The 21,809-nt window shown below is 50.4% G+C and carries 19 protein-coding genes, 1 riboswitch and 1 other annotated feature; of the genes, 12 read left to right on the top strand and 7 right to left on the bottom strand.

Going from position 1 to position 21,809, the window contains the following annotated elements; genetic code table 11:
• Positions 1-7 precede the first annotated feature (7 nt).
• The 4 genes from DW949_RS06505 to DW949_RS13795 all read left to right on the top strand — a co-directional run bounded on the left by DW949_RS06505 (position 8) and on the right by DW949_RS13795 (position 3,441).
• Positions 8-1,348, top strand: a complete 1,341-nt coding sequence (locus DW949_RS06505) for an aspartate aminotransferase family protein (RefSeq protein ID WP_118022434.1) — start codon at positions 8-10, stop codon at positions 1,346-1,348.
• Between the two features lie 116 nt (positions 1,349-1,464).
• Positions 1,465-1,564, top strand: a riboswitch (SAM riboswitch).
• A gap of 119 nt (positions 1,565-1,683) precedes the next feature.
• Positions 1,684-2,511, top strand: coding sequence for a MetQ/NlpA family ABC transporter substrate-binding protein (locus tag DW949_RS06510; RefSeq protein ID WP_118022435.1), 828 nt, complete (start codon positions 1,684-1,686; stop codon positions 2,509-2,511).
• Positions 2,512-2,733: 222 nt separating this feature from the next.
• The gene (locus DW949_RS06515) at positions 2,734-3,264 is read left to right on the top strand and encodes a TerC family protein (protein ID WP_118022436.1); all 531 of its coding nucleotides are present in this window, start codon (positions 2,734-2,736) and stop codon (positions 3,262-3,264) included.
• 12 nt (positions 3,265-3,276) lie between these two features.
• Entirely contained in the window at positions 3,277-3,441 is a 165-nt protein-coding gene (locus DW949_RS13795) for a hypothetical protein (protein ID WP_158570649.1), read from the top strand.
• Here DW949_RS13795 and DW949_RS06520 read toward each other — a convergent pair.
• Positions 3,418-4,251, bottom strand: coding sequence for a pyridoxamine kinase (locus DW949_RS06520; protein ID WP_118022437.1), 834 nt, complete (start codon positions 4,249-4,251; stop codon positions 3,418-3,420). The genes DW949_RS13795 and DW949_RS06520 overlap by 24 nt on opposite strands.
• A gap of 166 nt (positions 4,252-4,417) precedes the next feature.
• On the opposite strand from DW949_RS06520, the gene DW949_RS06525 reads away from it, so the two are divergent.
• Positions 4,418-4,879 carry a GNAT family N-acetyltransferase gene (locus DW949_RS06525; protein ID WP_118022438.1) on the top strand — a complete coding sequence of 154 codons (462 nt, stop codon included), beginning with the start codon at positions 4,418-4,420 and terminating at the stop codon, positions 4,877-4,879.
• A gap of 95 nt (positions 4,880-4,974) precedes the next feature.
• On the opposite strand, the gene DW949_RS06530 is transcribed toward DW949_RS06525, so the two are convergent.
• Complete coding sequence (locus DW949_RS06530) at positions 4,975-6,279, bottom strand: serine dehydratase subunit alpha family protein (RefSeq protein WP_118022439.1); 1,305 nt, start codon at positions 6,277-6,279, stop codon at positions 4,975-4,977.
• Between the two features lie 361 nt (positions 6,280-6,640).
• On the opposite strand from DW949_RS06530, the gene DW949_RS06535 reads away from it, so the two are divergent.
• Positions 6,641-8,068 (top strand): aspartate ammonia-lyase, encoded by a 1,428-nt coding sequence (locus DW949_RS06535; protein WP_118022440.1) that lies wholly within the window; start codon positions 6,641-6,643, stop codon positions 8,066-8,068.
• On the opposite strand, the gene DW949_RS06540 is transcribed toward DW949_RS06535, so the two are convergent.
• Entirely contained in the window at positions 8,069-8,674 is a 606-nt protein-coding gene (locus DW949_RS06540) for a hypothetical protein (RefSeq protein ID WP_118022441.1), read from the bottom strand.
• Positions 8,675-8,951: 277 nt separating this feature from the next.
• Positions 8,952-9,201: a binding site (T-box leader), on the top strand.
• Positions 9,202-9,306: 105 nt separating this feature from the next.
• Between DW949_RS06540 and DW949_RS06545 the strand changes: the two genes are divergently transcribed.
• Entirely contained in the window at positions 9,307-10,299 is a 993-nt protein-coding gene (locus DW949_RS06545; RefSeq protein WP_118022442.1) for a bile acid:sodium symporter family protein, read from the top strand.
• Between the two features lie 81 nt (positions 10,300-10,380).
• Here DW949_RS06545 and DW949_RS06550 read toward each other — a convergent pair whose 3' ends face one another.
• Positions 10,381-11,268, bottom strand: coding sequence for a radical SAM protein (locus DW949_RS06550; RefSeq protein ID WP_118022443.1), 888 nt, complete (start codon positions 11,266-11,268; stop codon positions 10,381-10,383).
• Between the two features lie 162 nt (positions 11,269-11,430).
• Between DW949_RS06550 and DW949_RS06555 the strand changes: the two genes are divergently transcribed.
• Genes DW949_RS06555 through DW949_RS06575 form a run of 5 tightly spaced genes read left to right on the top strand, consistent with a single transcriptional unit; the run spans position 11,431 to position 14,490 of the window.
• The gene (locus tag DW949_RS06555; protein ID WP_233539513.1) at positions 11,431-12,432 is read left to right on the top strand and encodes a permease; all 1,002 of its coding nucleotides are present in this window, start codon (positions 11,431-11,433) and stop codon (positions 12,430-12,432) included.
• Positions 12,433-12,441: 9 nt separating this feature from the next.
• Positions 12,442-12,774 (top strand): helix-turn-helix transcriptional regulator, encoded by a 333-nt coding sequence (locus DW949_RS06560; RefSeq protein ID WP_118022445.1) that lies wholly within the window; start codon positions 12,442-12,444, stop codon positions 12,772-12,774.
• Between the two features lie 27 nt (positions 12,775-12,801).
• A complete protein-coding gene (arsB, locus tag DW949_RS06565) occupies positions 12,802-13,854 on the top strand; it encodes an ACR3 family arsenite efflux transporter (RefSeq protein WP_118022446.1) in 1,053 nt (350 codons plus the stop codon).
• The gene (locus DW949_RS06570; RefSeq protein WP_118022447.1) at positions 13,841-14,260 is read left to right on the top strand and encodes an arsenate reductase ArsC; all 420 of its coding nucleotides are present in this window, start codon (positions 13,841-13,843) and stop codon (positions 14,258-14,260) included. The genes arsB and DW949_RS06570 overlap by 14 nt, the downstream gene beginning before the upstream one ends.
• Positions 14,257-14,490, top strand: coding sequence for a thioredoxin family protein (locus DW949_RS06575; RefSeq protein WP_233539514.1), 234 nt, complete (start codon positions 14,257-14,259; stop codon positions 14,488-14,490). Before DW949_RS06570 ends, DW949_RS06575 begins: the two co-directional genes overlap by 4 nt.
• Positions 14,491-14,569: 79 nt before the next feature.
• Here DW949_RS06575 and gltB read toward each other — a convergent pair whose 3' ends face one another.
• The 3 genes from gltB to DW949_RS06590 all read right to left on the bottom strand — a co-directional run bounded on the left by gltB (position 14,570) and on the right by DW949_RS06590 (position 21,796).
• Positions 14,570-19,120: a glutamate synthase large subunit gene (gene gltB / locus DW949_RS06580; protein ID WP_118022448.1), complete on the bottom strand. Its 4,551-nt coding sequence runs from the start codon at positions 19,118-19,120 to the stop codon at positions 14,570-14,572.
• 361 nt (positions 19,121-19,481) lie between these two features.
• Positions 19,482-20,174, bottom strand: a complete 693-nt coding sequence (locus DW949_RS06585) for a uracil-DNA glycosylase (RefSeq protein ID WP_118022449.1) — start codon at positions 20,172-20,174, stop codon at positions 19,482-19,484.
• A complete protein-coding gene (locus DW949_RS06590; RefSeq protein WP_118022450.1) occupies positions 20,171-21,796 on the bottom strand; it encodes a glycosyltransferase family 39 protein in 1,626 nt (541 codons plus the stop codon). The genes DW949_RS06585 and DW949_RS06590 overlap by 4 nt, the downstream gene beginning before the upstream one ends.
• Positions 21,797-21,809 lie beyond the last annotated feature (13 nt).

The following is a 21,809-nucleotide window of genomic DNA, read 5'->3' on the forward strand; positions in this document are numbered from 1 at the left end:
AAAGAGTATGAAACAGATGGCGTGTCAGGAATGGGTAAACCGGGATGCAGAAGTTGTTGCAACTTGCCAGCATCTTTCGTATTTTCCTCTTGTAGTAGAATCTGCACAGGGGGATATTGTGACCGATAAAGATGGCAACCGTTTTATTGACTTCCTTACGAGTGCATCATCGCTGAATCTGGGAAGCTGCCATCCGGAAATCATGTCTGCCGTACAAGAGCAATTTCAGAAATGCACGCAGTATACTCCGGCATACACATATAACGAAGCGACGATTACCTATGCGGAAAATCTGGTTTCCGTCTATCCGGGAGGGGTAAAGGCTAAGATTGCCTTTGGCAACTGTGGGTCCGATGCCAATGATTGTGCTGTAAAATTTGCCAGGGCTTATACGGGAAGGAAAAAAATTATTACCTTTTTGAACTCGTATCATGGAAATACTTACGGTTCGTGCAGTATGACTGCCTGCACACCGAGAATGCGGGAAAAAATGGGGCCATTTCTTCCAGAAATTTATCATTTTCCTTTTTTTGGCATCAATCTCCCTGATGAACAGGTAGAGCGGGATTGTCTGCAGGCCATAGAGAATGCTTTTTCGATGTATCTGTCACCGGAGGAAGTAGCAGCTGTTGTCATCGAACCGATACAGGGAGATGGGGGCATATTGCCGGCGCATCCGATATTCATCCGGAAACTATATGACTTATGTAAGAAATACCATATTTTATTTATTTCTGAAGAAGTACAGCAGGGCTTTTACCGGACAGGCAAGTTTTTTGCCATCGAACACTATGGTGTCATCCCCGATGGTATCATTATGGGAAAGTCTATCGGCGGGGGATTCCCTCTGGGGGCTTTTATGGCACGGGCTGACATCATGGATTCTCTTCCTGCTCCGGCTCATCTGTTTACGCTGGGAGGAAACCAGGTATCCTGCGCGGCAGGAAATGCACTCTTTACCATCTTGCAGCGAAGAGCTTTTCAGGAACAACTGGCCCGGACCATTGAGCTCCTTTGGGAAGAAGCCGGTCAGTTGCAGCGGAAACATCCTGATATAGTAGGATTTGTGCGGGGAATCGGCATGTCTATGGGTATTGGTATTGTAAAGAAAGAGGGAACGGATCAAAGCAGGGCTGATCCGGAAGGTACTTATAAAATTTTATACCGGGCCTATGAAAATCATCTCCTGATTATTAATGTTGGTGCCAATGTCCTTCGGGTACAGCCACCGCTCAATATATCAGATGACCATTTGAAGAAAGGGTTTGCCATTCTGGATCAGGCAATGACGGATTTTGAAAAAGGAGACATCCCTGATGCCGTTCTTGCTGGTAAAAAAGGCTGGTAGAAATAGAATTAAATTCAAATTTCTTATATTCCCCGTGACTTTTTTAGAAATTCGTATCAATGGCTACAAATGGATTCTGTATTCCATGGTAGAATTTGCTTCAATAAGAGAATATGATTTCATCAAGAGCAGCTGAGGGACTGGCCCGGTGACGCTGCGGCAACCTGCTATTACAGAAAGGTGCCAATTCCAACGGAAGGTTCCGGCAGATGAATACCGATTGATTCACAAGCCATCACCGTCTGTTGATGGCTTTTTCTTCGCCTCGAAAATGGTACAGCGGGAAGATGAATCCGCCATTTCTCAAAGTTTTGTATGGAAAAGGAACAGAGCCCATGAAACATGTAGTCAAGACAATTATTACCGTTGCTGCCATTGCTGCCATCAGCGTATTTGCCGCTGGCTGTGGCAGTTCATCCAATTCTGGTTCCGGCAGTTCCCAGGATAAGAAGCCTGTCAAGGTAGGCGTTACCCAGGGGCTTCATGCGGAAATCATGGAAGAAGTCAAGAAAGAAGCAGCTAAACAGGGAATCGATATCCAGGTCGTAGAATTCTCTGATTTTGTTACGCCTGATGCGGCGTTGGATAACGGGGAACTCGGTATGAATTCCTATCAGCATAAACCATTTCTGGACAACATGGTACAGAAAAAAGGGTTGAAGCTGAAAGCTATCGGCAAAATCCTCGTAGCGCCTATGGCAGTCTATTCTCATAAATACAAGGATTTGAAAGACCTGCCAGAAGGAGGCAAGATTGCTATTCCGAACGATCCGAGCAATGGATCCCGTGCCCTTCTTCTTCTGGCAAAGGCCGGACTCATCAAGACGAAAGATGGCGTAGAATTCCCGGCCATTACAGATATTACAGAAAATCCTAAGAATTATCAGATTGTAGAACTTGACGCGGCCCAACTTCCCCGTTCCCTGGATGATGTCGATCTGGCAGCGGTCAATACAAATTATGCGCTGGAAGCAGGACTCAACCCGATGGCAGATTCGCTGTTCCGGGAAGATAAAGATTCGCCTTTTGCGGCTGTACTGGTCGTAAGAGAACAGGATGCCGACAATCCGACATACAAGAAGATTGTCCAGATTTATCAGAGCGAACCTATCAAGAAATTCATGGAAGAAAAATACAAGGGAGCGGTCATTCCGGCATTCTAAATTCTATTGACACGAGGCCTCCGTATCTGGTATACTATTCGCACAACCACATATAGTAGTAAAAGGGAGTAACCTTTTAGCTGGCGTCAACATGCATGCCCGATTGGGCTGGCGCCTGCGTTGTAACCATTTTACAATAGGTGAGACTTTTCCATACTGTCCGTCAGACGGCATGGGAAAGTCTCATTTTTTATCGTATGTTCATGTAAAGGAGAATACATCATGGAATGGACCTTTGTTTCCTGGGATTTTGTGACGGCCCTCATTTCTATCATTATGCTGGATATTCTGCTCGGTGGCGATAATGCTGTCGTCATTGCCATGGCGGCCAATAAGCTGCCGGCGGCTCTGCGCAGAAAAGCCATCCTCATCGGCACGGGGGGAGCTGTCGTCATCCGCCTGGTTATGACGCTGATTGCCGTATGGCTCCTGACGATTCCCTATCTGCAGGTTCTGGGCGGACTTATCCTGCTGCCCATTGCTGTAAAATTATTATTGCCGGCAGAGCATAATGAACAGATTAATGCTTCGGATAATCTGATGGGGGCTATCCGGACCATCATCATTGCCGATGCGGCCATGGGCGTCGATAATGTACTGGCTATTGCCGGAGCCTCTCATGGCAGTTTTCTCCTCGTCGCCTGCGGATTTCTCATCAGTATCCCCATCATCGTCTGTGGCAGTACGGTCATTGGAAGAGTCATGGACCGCTTTCCTGTTGTACTCTATGGCGGTGCCGGCCTTCTGGGCTGAACGGCGGGTTCTATGATTATGCATGATAAAATCGTAGGACAGCTGATTATGCAGACGGCTGGCGGCTGGACAGAATTTGTCGTTCCGGCGGCACTGGCCCTTTTCGTCTGTTGTGCAGGATATATTCTTTCAAAATACAAAAAGACTGTCTCGTTAAATCTTGAGAAGCTGTCGTAAGCACGGTTCAATCTGGATTCCTTCACGGGCGTCGGAACCGGCCTGACGGGTATAATCAAGGGCATAGGACAGGAAATCGAGAGACAGGCGCATGGCCATGTGAATGGAATGATTCCGGAGCAGTGCGCCTGTTAGGACGCTGGCGAATAAATCGTTCAGGCCATCGATACATTTCCGCGTGCGGTGAATCCGGCATTCATCATAGGTGTGGGTAAGGCCGTCAAAACTGACGCTGTTTATCTTTATATCTGATGCGGGAATACGGGTAATCACGATATACCGCGGCCCCAGTGAGGAGAGCAGATGACACAGCCGGAGAACGTCCTTCAAGGAAGGAGAAGATGGGACAACTGGTGTCCCGGTCAGCATACAGGCTTCCATCAGCGTAGGTGTAATGACCGTGGCCTGCCGTATAAGGCTGCGCATGTTTTCAATCATATCCGGTGTATAAGACGGAAGAGGATGGTCGTCGAATGACATGACCGGATCGATGACGACGAGAGTATCTTCGTCAGAAAAACGGCTGATGGCTTCCCTGACAATCTGAATTTGTTGGAAATCTGATAAAAAGCCACTGTAAATAGCCTGATAGGAACAGCCGATTTCCTCCCATTTCTCCATGAATAAACGTGTATCTGGCAATACATCCGAACTATAACAGGTGGGATAGGTTATATTATTACTCGACAAGGATGTCGGCAGGGGACAGACTTGAAATCCCATGGCAGAAATAACCGGTACGACAGCAGTAAGCGAGCATCGGCCAAAAGAGCATAAATCATGGATAGCCAGTACGCGCTTGGTAAACATGATCATCACCTCCGGGAATAACATATTATACTTATTGTATATGATACGCTGCATGAATACAAGCTCTAACTATTAATTTATGCGTTTTAGGGATGAGCGGGTCATATATAGGAAAAACCAAAGCTCTGTAGTATACTAAAAGAAAAAAGGTACGGGAGGGATTGGCATGAAAATTATTGATGGAACGCAGCGGCTTCCTGAATTAAAGAAGCTGATTGTGGAATATACCGATTCTCTGCACATGGATCTGAGCTTTCAGAATTTGTCGGATGAGCTGGCCCATCTGGAACAACGCTATGTACCGCCTTACGGGCGCATCTATGCGGCTGTGGCCGATGACGGGATGGTTATCGGTTGTGTTGCCTATCACTGTCATGATGACCGCCGGTGCGAAATGAAACGCCTGTACGTAAAACCGGCATACCGTCATCTTCATGCCGGCCGCATGCTCGTAGAGCAGATTGTCCGGCAGGCCCGCGCGGACGGATATAAAGAAATGGTGCTGGATTCGTTCACCGATACGATGAAGAGCGCCATCCATACGTATGAACGGTTCGGGTTTACAGAAATCCCGGCGTATTACCACAATCCTATGCCCAATGTGATTTATCTGAAAAAAGACCTGTAATAATAAAAGCCGAAGCAAGATGGGAAAATGCTCATCTTGCTTCGGCTTTTATGTTTGTGTAAATTCTTTTGTTTTCAAAAGCTGTCTGAAACGTTTCAGGTATCGAGCTTGTTTTTGTGGAGCATGATCTGCAGGATTTCCTTATCGGTCTGTTCCATTCCCTTTTTAGCCAGTTCGCCAATGTTGCGGATGGATTCATCGGGATTGTTGCTGACCAGGCCTTCACTGCCGGTTACGCGGATATTGTGCAGACTGAGCATGACAGCCCGGCAGGCGGCATCGCAGGCAGTGGCCACTTTCAGGGTGCAGCTGTTTCCGGCGCCGTCACATACCATGCCGATATGGTCGCCGGTCATATTGGAAATCGTGTCCTGTACGTCCTGGAATTTGCCACCCAGAAGCCAGACCATCCCCGTAGCGGCACCCATAGCAGCCGTGCCGCAGGCACAGAGAGCTGACAGTTTGGGGAGAAAACTGTGGATGTAGATGGCCGTCATGTGGGACATGGTAAGGGCACGGATAAGCTGTTCTTTGGATGCTTTTACTTTCTGGGCCGTTACGACGACAGGAATGGTGGCGGTAATGCCCTGGTTACCGGAACCGGAATTGGTCATGGCCGGAAGCGGGGCACCTCCCATGCGGGCGTCAGATGCTCCGGCTGTTTTCATGATAATCGTATCCTGCAGGGCATTGCTCAGGAAGCCCGTGTGGATTTCTGATTTCATCGTATAGCCGATGCAGTGGCCGTATTTTTCGGAAAGACCGACTTTGGACAATTCTTCATTCAATTTGGCGGCTTCTTCCATGAAGCGGATATCGCCAATGGGGCATTCCGTTGCAAACTGATAGACGTCCTTTAATGTCAGGTTGTTCAGGAACTGTTCTTCCGGGGAGACTTCGTCGCTCTTCATGGGCGGTGCTTCAAAGAGGACGGCATCGTCTTTTTCAATACGCACGACATTGGTGTGATCGTCGGCAATGCAGACCCGTGCCGTATGACCGCCGCCATAGACTTTGGCTTCGGAATAGAGAACGTTGGGTACGTCAGCGATATCGACGGATACGAGCTTGTCAGCGACCATCTTTTTGCCTTTCCGTACGACTTCGGGAGACAAGCGTTTCAGTACCTGCAGACCGCCTTTAGGGTCACCGCCCAGCGCACCGACAGCTGCCGCAATGTACAGCCCCGGTGTTTCCGTTCCCGGTACGATGACGGCCATACCGTTTTTCATCATATTCGCCGATACCCTTGCTTCGATTTTCTCTACGGGCTGGCCCAGCTTTTCTGCGGCTACAGCCGATGCGTAGGCAAGAGATATCGGCTCCGTACACCCTGTGGCAGGTTTAACTTCTTTGTGCAGACAATCGACCATCTTTTTCCACATTTCTTCTAATTCCATGCAAATCGTCTCCTTTATAAAAACAAAATTTTAAGATAGACTTATCCTAAGAAAATTATAAGGCAATCGGAAGACAATGTAAATATTTAAAGAAATTAGAATTATATTCAATAAATTGCACGATATGGAAGAATATATCCTGTATCCGTTGTGGCATACTCCATCTTGACAACCATTTCAAATAGCGTTAAGATATAGCTAAATTTCATAGGACATGCGGCAAAGGCGCTGTTGGACATAAATCCGGCAGCGCCTTTTGCTATGCTGATTCCTAGGAAATATGGATTCATAAATTTTCATTTATTTTTTTATCATAATCATTGCATACTGTATACAACAGTGCGTGACCAGGAGGGGTATCATGAGAACAGAACATGATTTTTTGGGAGAAATGAATGTGCCGGATGATGTATATTATGGCGTACAGACCATGCGTGCTATGGAAAATTTCCATATTACAGGCAATCATCTCGACCCGGATTTCATCCATGCCATGGCGCTGGTCAAAAAAGCAGCTGCGCTGGCCAACATGAAAACAGGCCGTCTGCCGAAGAAAATCGGCACAGCCCTTGTGCAGGCCGCCGATGAAATCCTGGCGGGAAAATGGCTGGATCAGTTCCCTGTCGATCCGATTCAGGGTGGTGCCGGCACATCGGTCAATATGAATATGAACGAAGTGCTCTGCAACCGCGCACTGGAAATCCTGGGCCAGCCCAAGGGACGCTATGATATCGTATCGCCGAATAATCATGCAAATATGGCCCAATCTACAAACGACGTATTTCCTACGAGTATGAAGGTCTGCCTCATCCTGAAAGGCAAAAAACTGAATGATGCACTGCGGGCATTGGAACTGGCGCTTCTCGATAAAGAGGAAGCCTTTAAAGATGTCATCAAAATGGGCCGGACACACCTGCAGGATGCGGTCCCGGTGACACTGGGCCAGGAAATGGGCGCCTATGCATCAGCCGTACATCGCGGTCGCAAACGGATCAAACGGTCTCTTGAAGGTGTACATACCATCAATATGGGCGGCACTGCCGTCGGTACGGGCCTCAATGCCGAATCGCAGTATATCCGCGGTGTGGCCAAAGAATTGTCGGGACTTACGGGCGAACTGTTTACGACGGCCAGCAATCTCATCGACATGACCAATAATACGGACGGATTTGCCGAAGTATCGTCGGCCATGAAATGCACGGCTCTGGTGCTGATTAAAATGGCAAATGACTTCCGCCTCATGGCATCGGGCCCGCGCTGTGGCCTCAATGAACTGAAACTGCCAGCCCGTCAGCCCGGTTCGTCCATCATGCCGGGGAAAGTCAATCCGGTCATGGCAGAAGTGCTCGACCAGGCCTGCTATCAGGTCATCGGCAACGATCTGGCCGTCACCTTCGCTTCGGAAAACGGCCAGTTTGAACTCAACGTCATGGAACCGGTCATGGCATATAATCTTTTCAGTGCCATGCAGTGCCTGACGAATGCCATTCATGCGTTCATCGATAAACTGCTGAAGGGACTGGAAGCCAACCGCAGCCAGTGCCAGTACTGGGTAGATCACAGTGTCGGCATCATCACGGCACTGCTGCCACATATCGGCTATGAAAAAGCGTCCTTCCTGGCACGGGAAGCTTATGCGACCAAACGGCCCGTACGGGATATTATCCGGGAACATCACATCCTTACGGAAGAACAGATGGAACATATCCTGTCCCCATGGGAAATGACGACGCCGGGAATTGCCGGTGCGGCCTGGATGGAAGCTTCTCAGCGTAAAATCAGCGGCTGATTATCGTTCGATGTCTGTCGGGATACGTTTGTACGGCATTTTTTCCAGAATCTGGTCCATGGCCCGTCCCAGGATTTCATTAGGATCGTTGAGGATAGAGGCTTCATCCCGTTCTGAGCCGCGGGAACTATAGCTCTTTAGTGTCTGGTCTTTGGCATTGTAAGCGTATACCCGCAGGTCATACCAGCATTCTGTGAAAAATTCGTCATCATCGTACCAGCCGCGGTATGCGTGATACTGCCGCCAGACCCAGGTGCGCACGACCGGTACGAGGACGATATCCGCCTTGTACGATCCGGCCAGTTTTTGCATCGTATCTTCTGTAATATCTTCCGGAGAGATGGTTTCTGTTGCAGACAGACGGTCCCAGTAGGGAAGGCGGAAGGGCTGGCGCAGACGCTGCTCCATGAAACGGACGGGGTAGCCGCTTTGTGTCGTGCGGACCAGAAGGACCGTCCGTTCGTTGTCAAAGCGTACCGTATCCGCTGCCGGCTGGCTGGCCAAAGCTGGTGTGGCGGCTGCAGGTGATGAACTGGCCGTATCTGCGGCAAAGGATACACCTGCTAACGTAACGAGCAGGATGAGGAAGAAACATATCTTTTTCATAAGGCAGGACCTCCTTGGTTTACGGGATTTTTCTTCATTATACTACAAATTTCAGCAAAAGTAAGACAAAATGAAATTTGAAATAACGAGAGGGAATGCATTACAATTCTAAGATTCTATGAATACAGGACGTTAATTATTAATGAGAATATCCGAATAATCAATATTAATAATTTTAAGTTTAACGTTTCGATACGTGCTTTTTTAAAGATAAGAAGAAAAAAACTTCTTGACTTTCTCATACACCGTGCGTATAATAAGCATCAACAAATCCACAGACACAGTGTTGACTGGGAGTAGTAAGGGTATTCCCCCATGACAGAGACCCGTTGCAGGCTGAGAGACGGGATGGGCAGATACCGTGAAGTCACCCATGAGCAGCTGCCCGAACGCTTTGCAAGTAGACGCAGCCGGAAGACCACCGTTATCGGGTCAGGCATTGCAAGGAGCGGGGGCTCCGGAGATGCACAGAGGGGTCGTTACGACAATAAGAGTGGTACCGCAGAGCTATACGCTTTGTCTCTTTTACAGAGGCAAAGCGTGTTTTTTTTATAAAAGTCGGAGCAGCTGCAGGATTTGTTATTGGGGTATAGTTATGTTTTCATTCGTACAGTATCATCGGGGGGATTTATATGATGGATTTAATCGGGAAGTTAAGTGGTTTTGTAGGAAAGAATCTGACGTACATCGTATTCCTTGTCGTCATCTGGGCATATTTTATGCCGGGCGCATTTTTATGGGCTGTACCGCATACGGTATTGCTTCTGGGAGTTATCATGTTTGGCATGGGGATGACGCTGCATGCCAAAGATTTCAAACTTATCCTGCAACGGCCGAAGGAAGTCCTCATTGGCTGCACGGCCCATTACACGATTATGCCGCTTCTGGCCTATGGTCTGGTGCTGGCTTTTCAGATGCCGCCTGAAATGGCAGTCGGCATGATTCTGCTGGGGTCCTGCCCGAGCGGTACGGCATCCAACGTCATGGGCTTCCTGGCAAAGGCTGATGTGCCACTGTCCGTATCCATCACGACCTGTTCGACCCTGTTGGCCCCCATCATGATGCCCTTTATCGTCTGGGGACTGGCTGGCCAGTGGGTTGAAGTTTCCTTCTTTGCCATGGCCATGACGGTCATGAAAGTTATTCTGGTTCCGTTGGTTCTGGGTCTTATCGTTCATCGCGTCATGGGGGAGAAGCACGTTGCTTCATTGTCGAAAGTACTGGTACTCATTTCAGCTTTTGGCGTACTGGTCATCGTCGGCGGCGTTATTGCCATCAATGGTGCCAAGATTCTGGAAATGGGTTTCTTCATCATTCTCATGGTACTCATTCATAATCTGGGCGGTTTTCTCATCGGATATCTCGTTACGGGTAAACTGGGACTGGGCAAAAAACAGCAGCACTCCGTTACACTGGAAGTCGGCATGCAGAACGATGCTCTGGCTATTTCCCTCGTCTCTGTCTTCTTTGCTCCGGCCGTGGCCATTCCGGCCGCTGTCGGTGCCGCTATCCATCAGGTCACCGGGTCGATCCTGGCCGGGGTTTTTGCCCGCAATATGGATAAGATAGAAGCGCGGAATGCAGAAAAACAGCGCGAAACCATTACCGTTCCGGCTCAGCATTAAAAGAGAATATATAAAAATAAAACAGAGGATGCGCAGAATGGCTCTAAAAGCCTGTATTGCAGCATCCTCTGTTTTTTTGTTTTAAAAATGCGTTACGTCGCCCAGAATGGGAGTCGTATCGTCCATGTGGGGCATCATCTGTTCCAGTGCCTGGAGCATGGCTTCTTTGTCTTTGGGCAGCGTGCCGCCTACGGGATAGAGATTGGAAACGTGGTTGCTGCGGAAAATACAGGGTTCGGTCATTTCCGTATGGCGCAGGAGCTCGTCCAGTTCCCGGATAAATCCCCGGGCCGTCAGAGGCGTAAAGGTGCCATCCAGCACTTCGTTGTACAGGGGAACAAATTCAGGAATGATAAGGGACAAGGCGCTGAGCATAGTAGGATTGATGGCGGAGACGACTTCTGCCGTGTGCAGGGCATGTTCGTGGGTTCGTTCCTGCCCGCCCAGACCGAGCAGAATCATGGCAGATAATTTGAAACCCGCGGCCAGCGCTTTCTGACCGGCCCGCACGGTGAGTTCTGCCGTCGTGCCTTTATGGACCCGTGTGAGAACGGCATCGTCGCCGCTTTCGATTCCCGTATAGAGAATCCCAAGGCCGGCTTCATGGAGTGCGGCCAGTTCTTCCGGCGTCTTGCGGTCGATGTCCGCAGGAGTCGCATAGGCACCGACGCGGGTCAGGCGGGGAAATAAATCGTAGCATTTTTTTATGATATGCAGCAGGTCTTCTGTTTTCAGGACCAGGGCATCGCCATCGGCGATAAATACACGGCGCACATAAGGATACGCAGCGGCACCGCGTTCAATGATGCCGTCGATTTCTGCAAGGGGACGCATCCGGAACCGCGATTCCTTGTACATAGGACAGAACGTGCACGTATTGTGGGAACAACCGATGGTGGCACGCAATATAAAACTATAGGCTTCACTGGGAGGACGGAATACCATCCCTTCAGCGTCATCAATATACATATCTATCATCCTTTCATGAGAGAATGATACTATTATACTATACTTTGCCGGTGGCAGGTATATTTTTTTGCCGCCTCATCCACTAATCATATTGACAAATATCAATGTGAGTAGTATCCTTATCACATAGATGAAGATAAATGTGATAAGAAGGAGGTGCGTATGATGTGGTTGTTTATTCAAAATCAGATTTTAGGGATGCAATGGCTGAACGGTCTGGTTGCGGATGGATTGATATGGGCCGGCGTGGATATAGAGAGCCGGCTGGGTGGCAGCCTGCAGTTCTTTTTATATGATGTCATCAAGATTACTCTGCTTCTCTGTGTCCTGATTTTTGCTATTTCGTATATCCAGAGCTTTTTCCCACCCGAGCGGAGCCGGAAAATTATGGGCCAGTTTCATGGAATCGGGGCGAATATCATGGGAGCTTTGCTGGGAACGGTTACTCCCTTTTGTTCATGCTCATCCATTCCGCTGTTTATGGGATTTACCAGTGCCGGCCTTCCGCTGGGAGTTACCTTTTCGTTCCTCATTTCGTCGCCTATGGTAGATCTGGGGAGTCTCGTCCTGCTGATTAGTATTTTTGGGTATAAGATTGCAGCGGCCTATGTCGTGTTTGGCCTTATCATTGCCGTCATAGGGGGCTCGGTTATAGAACGGATGCATCTGGAAAATGAGGTCGAAGATTTTATCCGTCAGGCTGTTGCCGGCCCGGATATAGAACCGGCTGAACTGACCGTACGGGACAGGCTGTCATTTGCCAGAGACCAGATGACCGGGACATTTAAAAAAGTATTTCCCTATATCCTGATTGGCGTAGGCATAGGAGCACTGATTCACAACTGGATTCCGGAAACCATGGTCGAAACCGTTTTGGGGAGTCAGAATCAATGGGGCGTCATCCTTGCGACGCTGGTAGGCGTTCCCATGTATGCTGATATTTTTGGAACTATTCCCATTGCCGAAGCACTGCTGGGAAAAGGGGCTCTTCTCGGTGCTGTCCTCAGTTTCATGATGGCCGTGACGACACTCAGCCTGCCGTCCCTGATTTTACTGCGCAAGGCCGTAAAGCCAAAATTGCTGGGCGTCTTTGTAGCCATCTGTGTAGTGGGAATCATTCTGGTCGGATACGGTTTCAATGCTCTACGATATGTATTATTGTGAGGTGGTAAAATGAATGCTATAGATGTGTCCCTCATATGTAAGGCGCTGGGGGATTCCAACCGTCTGCAGATTGTCGGGCTGCTGACAAAAGGAGAAATGTGCGCCTGTAAGTTATTGGAACATTTTCAGATCACCCAGCCCACGTTGTCTCATCATATGAAAATACTGACAGAATGTGGACTGGTAAAAAGCCGTAAAGAATGGAAGAATACCTACTATTCCCTCAATTGTGATGTCCTTACGGCGTTCCGTTCCTTTATTGATTCCCTGAATTGCGGCCCTGACTGCTACCGGAAGGCGGAGCCCTGTTCCGATGAGGACGCAACAGGCGCAGACCGGTAATATCACATAAGACGTGAGGTGAATCGTATGAATCGTAAAGAATCGGGAATTAATTTTTTTCAAAAATATCTTACAATATGGGTTCTGCTCTGTATGGTAGTGGGAATACTGATCGGACATAGTATCCCGCAAATACCTGCCATATTGGGGAGCATGGAAATTGCGGGCATATCAATCCCCATTGCCGTATTGATATGGATTATGATTTATCCCATGATGATTAAAGTAGATTTCCAGAGTGTCCGGGAAGTCGGCAGGAACCCCAAAGGATTATTTGTCACCTGGATTACAAATTGGCTGATTAAGCCATTTACAATGTATTTTATAGCGTATGTTTTTCTCTATGATGTTTTTGCCAGTTTTATGACACCAGAACTGGCGAGACAGTATCTGGCCGGCGCTGTCCTTTTGGGTGCAGCACCATGCACGGCCATGGTTTTTGTCTGGAGCACGCTGACCCATGGGAATCCGGCATATACGGTAGTTCAGGTAGCTACGAATGATCTCATTATCCTGATAGCCTTTGTGCCTATCGTAAAATTTCTTCTGGGCGTTTCGCAGGTTATCGTTCCGTATAGTACACTTTTTATCAGTGTCGGTTTATTTGTCGTCCTGCCTTTGCTGGCGGGAATTATTACACGGATACAGGTTGTCCGGAGTAAAGGCCGGGATTATCTGGAACAGGTTTTTGTACATAAATTTGATGGGGCTACGACCGTTGGGCTATTATTGACGCTGGTCATTATCTTCAGCTCTCAGGCCAATATCATTCTTAGCAATCCGCTTCATATTGTCCTCATTGCCATCCCGCTGACGATTCAGACATTTTTTATTTTCTTCATAGCTTATGGAGCTTCCAGAGTCATACATCTTCCCTTTGAAATCGCGGCTCCTGCGGGCATGATCGGCGCTTCTAATTTTTTTGAATTGGCTGTTGCTGTAGCCATTGCTTTGTTCGGTACAGCCAGTCCGGCAGCATTGGCTACAACTGTAGGGGTGCTGACGGAAGTTCCTGTTATGCTGGCGTTAGTCAGGATTGCTAATCACACAAAGAGGTGGTTCTCATATGAAAAAACGTAAACCCGTTGTTGCCTTTATTTGTACCCATAATGCCTGCCGCAGCCAGATTGCCGAGGCATTCGGGAGAGCGATGGCAGGAGATGTTTTTTCCAGTTATTCTGCCGGTACGCATAGTAAAGATGCCATCAATCCCGATGTCGTACGGCTGATGGCAGCAAAATATGGTATAGATGTCATAAAAAACGGACAGAGGCCCAAGCTGATTTCCGAACTTCCCCGTGCAGACTGGGTCATCACTATGGGATGTGGCGTACAGTGCCCGGCTGTCCGGGGCAGGTATCATGAAGACTGGGGACTGGAAGATCCGACAGGGAAAGATGATGCGGCTTATATCGATGTCATGGAACAAATCCGGTGTCGTATTGCCGGATTGAAAGAAAAAATAAGTCAGGAGGGTAATGTATGATGAAAATCAAAGTGTTAGGAAGTGGATGCAGCAAATGCGAAGCACTGCTGGCTGTGACGAAAGAAGCCGTCCAGCATCTCGGCATTGATGCCGAAATGCTGGACGTAACGGATTTTGCCCAGATTGCCCGGTACGGCGTCATGAGCACGCCGGCTCTTGTCGTAGATGAAAAAGTGGTATCAGCTGGCAGGGTGCTCAAAGCCAGCCAGATAGAATCATTTCTGAAATAAAACTGGAACAGGGAAACCGGCAACAACTGCGCCATAAAGGCGCGCAGTCGTTGCCGGTTTTTCTTATGTACTGCTGGGATTATTTTCCGTGTTTTGTCTGGAACGCAATCATGTGGGCTTCTTTATCTGTGTGGCCTTCAGCCTTTGCTTTTTCGATGAGAGCCAGCATTTCTTCATAAGCCGTCGGGATGATGCGGGTGATGCGGCCCTGGGTGTCTTCCCAGTTTTCCAGGAGACGGCGGCCCAGTTCGCTGCCGGTGTACTGGACATGGCGGGCGAGCATGTCCTTGACGATGGAGACTTCGCCTTCATCGGTGAGATCTCCCAGATGCACCAGGTCCTGGTTGCAGTTTGTCGGTTCCAGGTCGTATACGTAAGCGATACCACCGGACATGCCGGCGGCAAAGTTCCGCCCTGTACGGCCCAGTACGAGGACTCGGCCGCCGGTCATGTATTCACAGCCATGATTGCCTACGCCTTCGACGACAGCCGTAATGCCGCTGTTGCGGACGCAGAACCGTTCACCGGCGATGCCGTTGATATAGGCTTCGCCACTGGTCGCGCCATAGAAAGCTACGTTGCCGATGATGATGTTGTCTTCTGCAGGGAATACCGATTCTACTGGTGGATGGACGATAATCTTGCCACCTGAGAGGCCCTTGCCGAGATAATCATTGGCATCGCCTTCCAGTTCCAGGGTCAGACCACGGGGAATGAATGCGCCGAAACTCTGACCGGCTGATCCGACGAAACAGAGCTTGATTGTATCTTCTGTCAGCCCTTCTTCCCCGTAGCGCCGCGTGATTTCACTGCCAAGAAGGGTCCCGGTGACACGGTCTGTGTTCTTGATGCGCAGGCGGGCACGGATGTGTTTCTTCTGTTCCAGCGCCGGACGGCACATGCGCACCAGTTTCGACATATCCAGGGTCTTGGAAATTTCATGGTCCTGGGGTGTCGTGAAATGATGGCCGATGTGGATATCCGTGTACGGACGATAGAGGAGCTGCTTCAGGTTGACCGTAGCGGCCTTCCAGTTCGGTGCAGCATCTTTTTGTTTCAGGAGATCATAGCGGCCGACCATATCGTCGATTTTGTGGAAGCCCAGACGGGCCATGATTTCCCGCAGGTCCCGGGCGATGAAATGCATGAAATTGATGATATATTCTGGCTTGCCCTTGAAATTCTTCCGCAGTTTTTCATTCTGTGTGCAGACACCGTACGGGCAGGTGTTGAGATGACATACGCGGAGCATGTGGCAGCCGATGGCCATGAGGGGAGCCGTGCCGAATCCGAACAGTTCGGCACCGAACAGGGCGGCGATGGCTACGTCGCGGCCCGTGAGCAGTTTGCCGTCCACTTCGACGCGCACCCGGTCGCGGAGCTGATTGAGCAGCAGTGTCTGCTGTACTTCCGAAAGGCCGATTTCCCAGGGAAGACCGGCATGGCGCAGACTGGTCCGCGGTGATGCCCCGGTACCGCCGTCGAAGCCGCTGATAGTCAGTTCATCGGCTTTGGCTTTGACGACGCCGGCGGCAATGGTGCCGATGCCGGCGCCACTGGTGAGCTTGACGCCGATACGGGCATTGCGGTTGGCATTTTTCAGGTCAAAAATGAGTTCGGCCAGATCTTCGATGGAATAAACATCGTGATGAGGCGGCGGGGAAATGAGGGCGACGCCGGTCGTGGCGTGGCGTGTTTTGGCAATGTCAGGATAGACCTTGCTGCCCGGCAGATGGCCGCCTTCACCGGGCTTGGCACCCTGGGCGCACTTGATTTGTAGTTCCGCCGCATGGACCAGATAGTTGCTGGTTACGCCGAAACGGGCCGAAGCGACCTGCTTGATCTTATCATTCGTATCCGTATCAAAACGGGCTGCGTCTTCGCCGCCTTCGCCAGTATTGCTCATGCCGCCGAGACGATTCATGGCCCGGGCCACACATTCGTGGGCTTCCTTGCTGAGGGCACCGTAGCTCATGGCGCCGGTGCGGAACCGTTTGACGATATTATCTTCCGACTCGACTTCTTCGATAGGGATGCTGCAGCCCGCAGGATAGACGAATTCCAGCAGATCGCGCAGACGATATGTGGACGACGTATTGACCCGGTCGGCATATTCGCGGTACAGGTCATAGTCATTGGTGCGGCAGGATTTTTGCAGCAGCTGGACTGCCTGCGGGTCGATGATATGCGCCTGGCCGCCCTTGTGATATTGGTAGATATCCCCTTTGGGCAGTGTGTCGCTGCCAGAAAATGCCGCTTCATGACGCAGTGCGTTTTCTCTGGCTATTTCCGTAAGGCCGATACCGCCGATGGGGCTGGGTGTATTGACGAAATATTTCTGGATCAGGTCGCGGCTGATACCGACGGCTTCAAAAATCTGGGCGCCATGATAACTGTGGATGGTCGAAATGCCCATTTTGGACATGACGGCCAGCATGCCGTTGACGGCAGCCCGGATATAGTTTTCCCGTGCTTCTTCACAGGATATTTTTCCCAGCTTCTTTTTCGCCGCCAGTTCCTTGATGGATTCCAGGGCGACATAGGGATTGACCGCCGTGATGCCGTAGCCGACGAGGGTGCAGAAATGATGGATTTCCCGCGGTTCCCCTGATTCCAGGATGAGGCCGACGTCGGAACGGACGGTCTTGCGGATGAGAAAATGATGGAGCGCGGCCGTTGCCAGCAGGGCCGGGATGGCGGCCATACGGGAGTTGATGCCCCGGTCGGACAGAATCAGGATATTGGCGCCGTTGCGGATGGCTTTCAGCGCATCGATGCAGAGTGATTCAATAGCCGTTTCCATCGCGTCGGGGCCGCCGCCTACGGGATACAGCATGGAAATGACCGAGGTGTGGAGCTTATCCGTCATGAGAGACTTGATGACGGCCATTTCTTCATTGGTGAGAATGGGCCGTTTCAGGTAGAGAGCGGCCGTGTTTTCATCATCGGGATCCATGATATTAGCGACGTTCCCTGCCATGACGAGCGAACTCATGACGATATTTTCCCGCACGCCGTCGATAGGCGGATTGGTGACCTGGGCGAAGTTTTCCTGGAAATAATCGTACAGCAGCTGGGGCCGGTCTGAAAGGACGGGCAGGGATACGTCCATGCCCATCGAGTCAATGGGCTGCTTGCCATCGCGGGCCATGGGCAGGATGATTTTGTCCATATCTTCCTGCGTATAGCCAAAGACCATTTCCTGCTCTTTCAGATCATAAGGGATCGTTTTGTCGCTGCCGATGAGATTCTGGCGGGACATGAGATCGTCCAGATCGATGACGTGCTTCTTATACCATTCCCCATAAGGAAATTCCGTGGCAATCTGCTGTTTGATTTCTTCGTCGTCGATGATGCGCTGCTGCTGCGTATCGACGAGGAGCATCTTCCCCGGCTGAAGACGGCCTTTGTAGAGAACCTCTTCCGGCGGAATAGAGAGAGCCCCCACTTCCGAACTGGCAATGACCCGGTCATCGCGGGTGACGTAGTACCGGGCAGGACGCAGGCCGTTGCGGTCGAGCATGCCGCCGATGACGATGCCGTCACAGAATCCGATGGCGGCCGGGCCATCCCACGGTTCAATCATGAAATTGTGATAGCGGTAAAAATCCCGCTTTTCCTTGCTCATGAGCGGATCTTTTTCCCACGGTTCCGGAATCATCATCATCATGGCATGGGGCAGGGAGTGCCCTGTCATGTACAGGTATTCCAGACAGTTGTCGAACATGGCCGAATCGCTGCCGCTGTCATCGACGACGGGAAAGACTTTTTCCAGGTCCGGGAAATCACTGGATTTGGATTTGCTTTCCCGGGCATTGAGCCAGTTTACATTCCCCTGGATGGTATTGATTTCCCCGTTGTGGACGATATAGCGGTTCGGATGGGCCCGGGCCCAGCTGGGGAAGGTATTGGTGCTGAAACGGGAATGGACGAGTGCCATGGATGTCGTAAAATCCAGGTCGGACAGGTCCAGATAAAAATGGCGCAGCTGGATAGAGGTCAGCATGCCTTTATAGACAATCGTCCGCGAAGACAGACTGGCGATGTAGAAATCGGAGCCCTTTTCCTGGCTGGCCGGGATGATCTTCTTTTCTGCCATCTTGCGGATGATATACAATTTGCGTTCAAAATCCATCGGGTTGGTAAGAGCCGGATCCTTGCGGATAAAGACCTGCAGGAAATGAGGCCGGATTGTCTTGGCGATGCTCCCGATGAGGCTTTCATCGACCGGTACGTCACGCCAGCCGAGGATGGACAGGCCTTCTTCGTTGACGATTTTTTCGAATTCTTCCATCTGTTTCTTGCGGAATGTTTCATAGCGGTGGGCAAAAATCATACCGACGCCATACTCTCCTTCCGGCGGCAGGGTAAAGCCCAGGACGTCACATTCACGGCAGAAAAACTGATGCGGTATCTGTACGAGAATCCCTGCGCCGTCGCCGCTCTGGGCATCGGCGCCTTCGGCACCACGGTGCTTCAGATTTTCCAGAATCGTCAGAGCCTGGTCTATGATATCATAGGATTTTTTTCCTTTCATATTGACGACGAAGCCAATGCCGCAGGCATCGTGTTCAAATGCCGGATCGTACAGCCCCTGCGGTGCCGGCAGATCGCGTAATTTTTTATACATATCGATTCCCCCTCTTCATATCCCCCCGGTACAACGCAGACATATTTTTATAACGCATACGATAAACGTTGTACAGATTGGAATTTATTATAAAGGTGAAATGTGGTTATGTCAATAAAAAATTCAAAAATAATATTGTATACATTGATAAAAATAAAGAATAATCGCAAAAATAGCTTACCTTTTATTGAACACACGATAAAATAAAATCATTTTAACTATGATAAATAATCATAAAATAAACGTATAGATGATTCGTGTGATTTCTCTACCTGTATAGGGTATGCAAAAAAAGACCGCACACCATGAACACGGAGTTCATGGCAGTACGGTCCCGTCAGGATAGGCAATGGAATTCGTTTTACATAGGTTTAATCAGATCGGCAAATTGTTTCCGGAACAGGCCGGCTCCGCCATTGGCCGGATGACGGGTGGCAACGGCATCGATGCCGGCGCTTTGCAGCGTCTCTGCTGCCTTGCGGCCGATGGCGCCGATGCGCAGCGGCTGCGGACAGAGTGCGAGCAGCTGGCGCGTATACGCAAGGCCTGCCGCCAGTTCATCATCTGTCGGCGTGCGGTTGGAAAAAGGCGAAGCCTTATGGGGATGAAATGGAAAAATATTCCAGAGCAGGACATCCCGCGGATCGAGTCCGTTATCCAGGATAGCACCCCATACGTACGTATCTGTCGGTTCATTCATGCCGTGATCTCTCTGGGGGCGGCTGGTCATATACGGAGAGTCAGGACGGCTCGTGCGCTGTCCCGCATGGCCCAGGACCATGGCACTGGTCACTTGCTTGTGGGCGTCGAGAATCATCCGTTCACACGTGATGGCAATGCCCGTAAACCGGCAGCCCTGATATCCGGCGGCTTCGGCGACAAAGAGATAACGAGCGCGGCTGATACGCGGTGCCAGATATTCCTGCAGCTGCCGGCAGCGGATTTCTGGTGCCTGTGGGCCCAGATCGCACTGCAGGTCATAATCCCGCCAGGGATTGCATACGGCCGGACTGGTATACGTCCGGAGTGAGCGGATAAAATCTTCTATAGTCATGGCAAAGCCTCCTTCGTATAAAACACATAACAGGCGCCGATTTTTCCCGCTTCCCGGGTGAGCGGATAAAATTCCGACTGGATATAGTCGTCATAGCGCCCCCGTGGCACGAGAATAGTCACCATTTCCCCTGCCGTAAGGCGCGCCATGAGATGAGCGCTGTCTTCTTCCGGGAAGGGATGTTTGCCGGCCCAGACAGAGGAACGGTGCAGCCGGGCATTTTCATCGTATCCGGCCGGTTCAGTATACAAGGCCGTACGGCCCGTGTAATAAGTGAAGGATGTGCGATACTCTTCAAAGAAATAGAGCTGTCCCTGCAGTACGTTTTCCTGGCTCTGGAAAACCGATGCCGATCGGTAGCCATAGAACGGCACCAGCCCCTGATAGAGGACCAGAATGTAGATGACAGCCGTGCCGACAGCTGTCATGACCGGCAGTGCCGGAAAGGCATGGGTTTTCTGGGAAGCCAGGAGCAGGACGATGGACAGGGGAATGAATATATACAGCCCGATCCAGCTCCCGGGGACAAAGGCGGTCTTTTTGAAAAATAAAGGCACTGCAGCAAACAGCAGCCACCAGAAGATGGCAGGCCCGGTGAGAATCGTCCAGAGGCGGGTTTTGTTTTTTTCATACAAGTCCCCAATGCCCAGCACGGCATATAGGAGCAGCGGTATGTTGGCAATATAGGCATAGGTGGGATATTTTGTCGCGACGAGAGTATAGAACAATATCGTTCCCAGTGCCCAGATCATCATGAACTGATATTCGGTGCCGTCATGACGGTGGCGCCATGCGCCGTAGAGCGCAGGCCCTGTCCAGGGAAGCAGACTGACGGGGATGAGTACCAGATAGTAATACCAGACATTGACTTCCGGGTGTTCCGATGCGGTGGCCCTGGCTATATTGTGCAGTCCCAGGAATCCGTCGATAAAGTCTGTCCCGTGCAGATGATACATGATACCGTACCAGGGCAGACAGAGCAGGAGAAATAAGACGATGCCCTGAGGCTGAAAAATCCGGCGTAGCAGTGACATGTCACGGCGCAGGGCGGCAAAGGCCAGCAAAAACATACCGGGCAGGACGATGCCGACCGGCCCTTTGGTAAGGACTGCCAGAGCGGCCATGGCATAGGCGGCCGTCATATATGAGGAACGCTTTTCTGTAAGCCCGATATAAGCAGAAAACAGGGTGGCTTCTGTAAAGAAGAAGAGAATCTGATCGGTAATGATAGAATGAGAGACAGCCCAGACTTCCAGACTGGTGGCCATGACGGCTGCTCCCAGGACGGCCAGCTCCCGCCGCGTGCCGCGCCGCAGCAGATACCAGGAAAACAGGACGACCGACCCCATGCCAAACACGGCTCCCGGCAGACGGGAAGCAAAATCACTGAATCCCAGCAGCGTGTAAGACAGACTGAGCATCCAGTAGATGAAAACCGGTTTATCATACCAGAATGTACCGAAAATCCGGGGAGAAATCCAGTCACCGGACAAGACCATTTCCTTTGCCGTCAGGGCATAATTCGATTCTACCGGGTCGGTGACAGGCAGAGACCCATTGCCAGTCAGGAAAAACAGCAGGCTGACTATGGCGATGGCGAGTAAGAGACCGCGGGATTTCATAGAAAACTCCTTT

The organism is Megasphaera sp. AM44-1BH, assembly GCF_003467125.1.
GTDB lineage: Bacteria > Bacillota > Negativicutes > Veillonellales > Megasphaeraceae > Megasphaera.

Bases quoted from the DNA above. Each gene is read 5' to 3' on its own strand.
- DW949_RS06505 (WP_118022434.1), top strand. From the start codon at position 8: ATGAAACAGATGGCGTGTCAGGAATGGGTAAACCGGGATGCAGAAGTT.
- DW949_RS06510 (WP_118022435.1), top strand. From the start codon at position 1,684: ATGAAACATGTAGTCAAGACAATTATTACCGTTGCTGCCATTGCTGCC.
- DW949_RS06515 (WP_118022436.1), top strand. From the start codon at position 2,734: ATGGAATGGACCTTTGTTTCCTGGGATTTTGTGACGGCCCTCATTTCT.
- DW949_RS13795 (WP_158570649.1), top strand. From the start codon at position 3,277: ATGATTATGCATGATAAAATCGTAGGACAGCTGATTATGCAGACGGCT.
- DW949_RS06520 (WP_118022437.1), bottom strand. From the start codon at position 4,251: ATGTTTACCAAGCGCGTACTGGCTATCCATGATTTATGCTCTTTTGGC.
- DW949_RS06525 (WP_118022438.1), top strand. From the start codon at position 4,418: ATGAAAATTATTGATGGAACGCAGCGGCTTCCTGAATTAAAGAAGCTG.
- DW949_RS06530 (WP_118022439.1), bottom strand. From the start codon at position 6,279: ATGGAATTAGAAGAAATGTGGAAAAAGATGGTCGATTGTCTGCACAAA.
- DW949_RS06535 (WP_118022440.1), top strand. From the start codon at position 6,641: ATGAGAACAGAACATGATTTTTTGGGAGAAATGAATGTGCCGGATGAT.
- DW949_RS06540 (WP_118022441.1), bottom strand. From the start codon at position 8,674: ATGAAAAAGATATGTTTCTTCCTCATCCTGCTCGTTACGTTAGCAGGT.
- DW949_RS06545 (WP_118022442.1), top strand. From the start codon at position 9,307: ATGATGGATTTAATCGGGAAGTTAAGTGGTTTTGTAGGAAAGAATCTG.
- DW949_RS06550 (WP_118022443.1), bottom strand. From the start codon at position 11,268: ATGTATATTGATGACGCTGAAGGGATGGTATTCCGTCCTCCCAGTGAA.
- DW949_RS06555 (WP_233539513.1), top strand. From the start codon at position 11,431: ATGATGTGGTTGTTTATTCAAAATCAGATTTTAGGGATGCAATGGCTG.
- DW949_RS06560 (WP_118022445.1), top strand. From the start codon at position 12,442: ATGAATGCTATAGATGTGTCCCTCATATGTAAGGCGCTGGGGGATTCC.
- arsB (WP_118022446.1), top strand. From the start codon at position 12,802: ATGAATCGTAAAGAATCGGGAATTAATTTTTTTCAAAAATATCTTACA.
- DW949_RS06570 (WP_118022447.1), top strand. From the start codon at position 13,841: ATGAAAAAACGTAAACCCGTTGTTGCCTTTATTTGTACCCATAATGCC.
- DW949_RS06575 (WP_233539514.1), top strand. From the start codon at position 14,257: ATGATGAAAATCAAAGTGTTAGGAAGTGGATGCAGCAAATGCGAAGCA.
- gltB (WP_118022448.1), bottom strand. From the start codon at position 19,120: ATGTATAAAAAATTACGCGATCTGCCGGCACCGCAGGGGCTGTACGAT.
- DW949_RS06585 (WP_118022449.1), bottom strand. From the start codon at position 20,174: ATGACTATAGAAGATTTTATCCGCTCACTCCGGACGTATACCAGTCCG.
- DW949_RS06590 (WP_118022450.1), bottom strand. From the start codon at position 21,796: ATGAAATCCCGCGGTCTCTTACTCGCCATCGCCATAGTCAGCCTGCTG.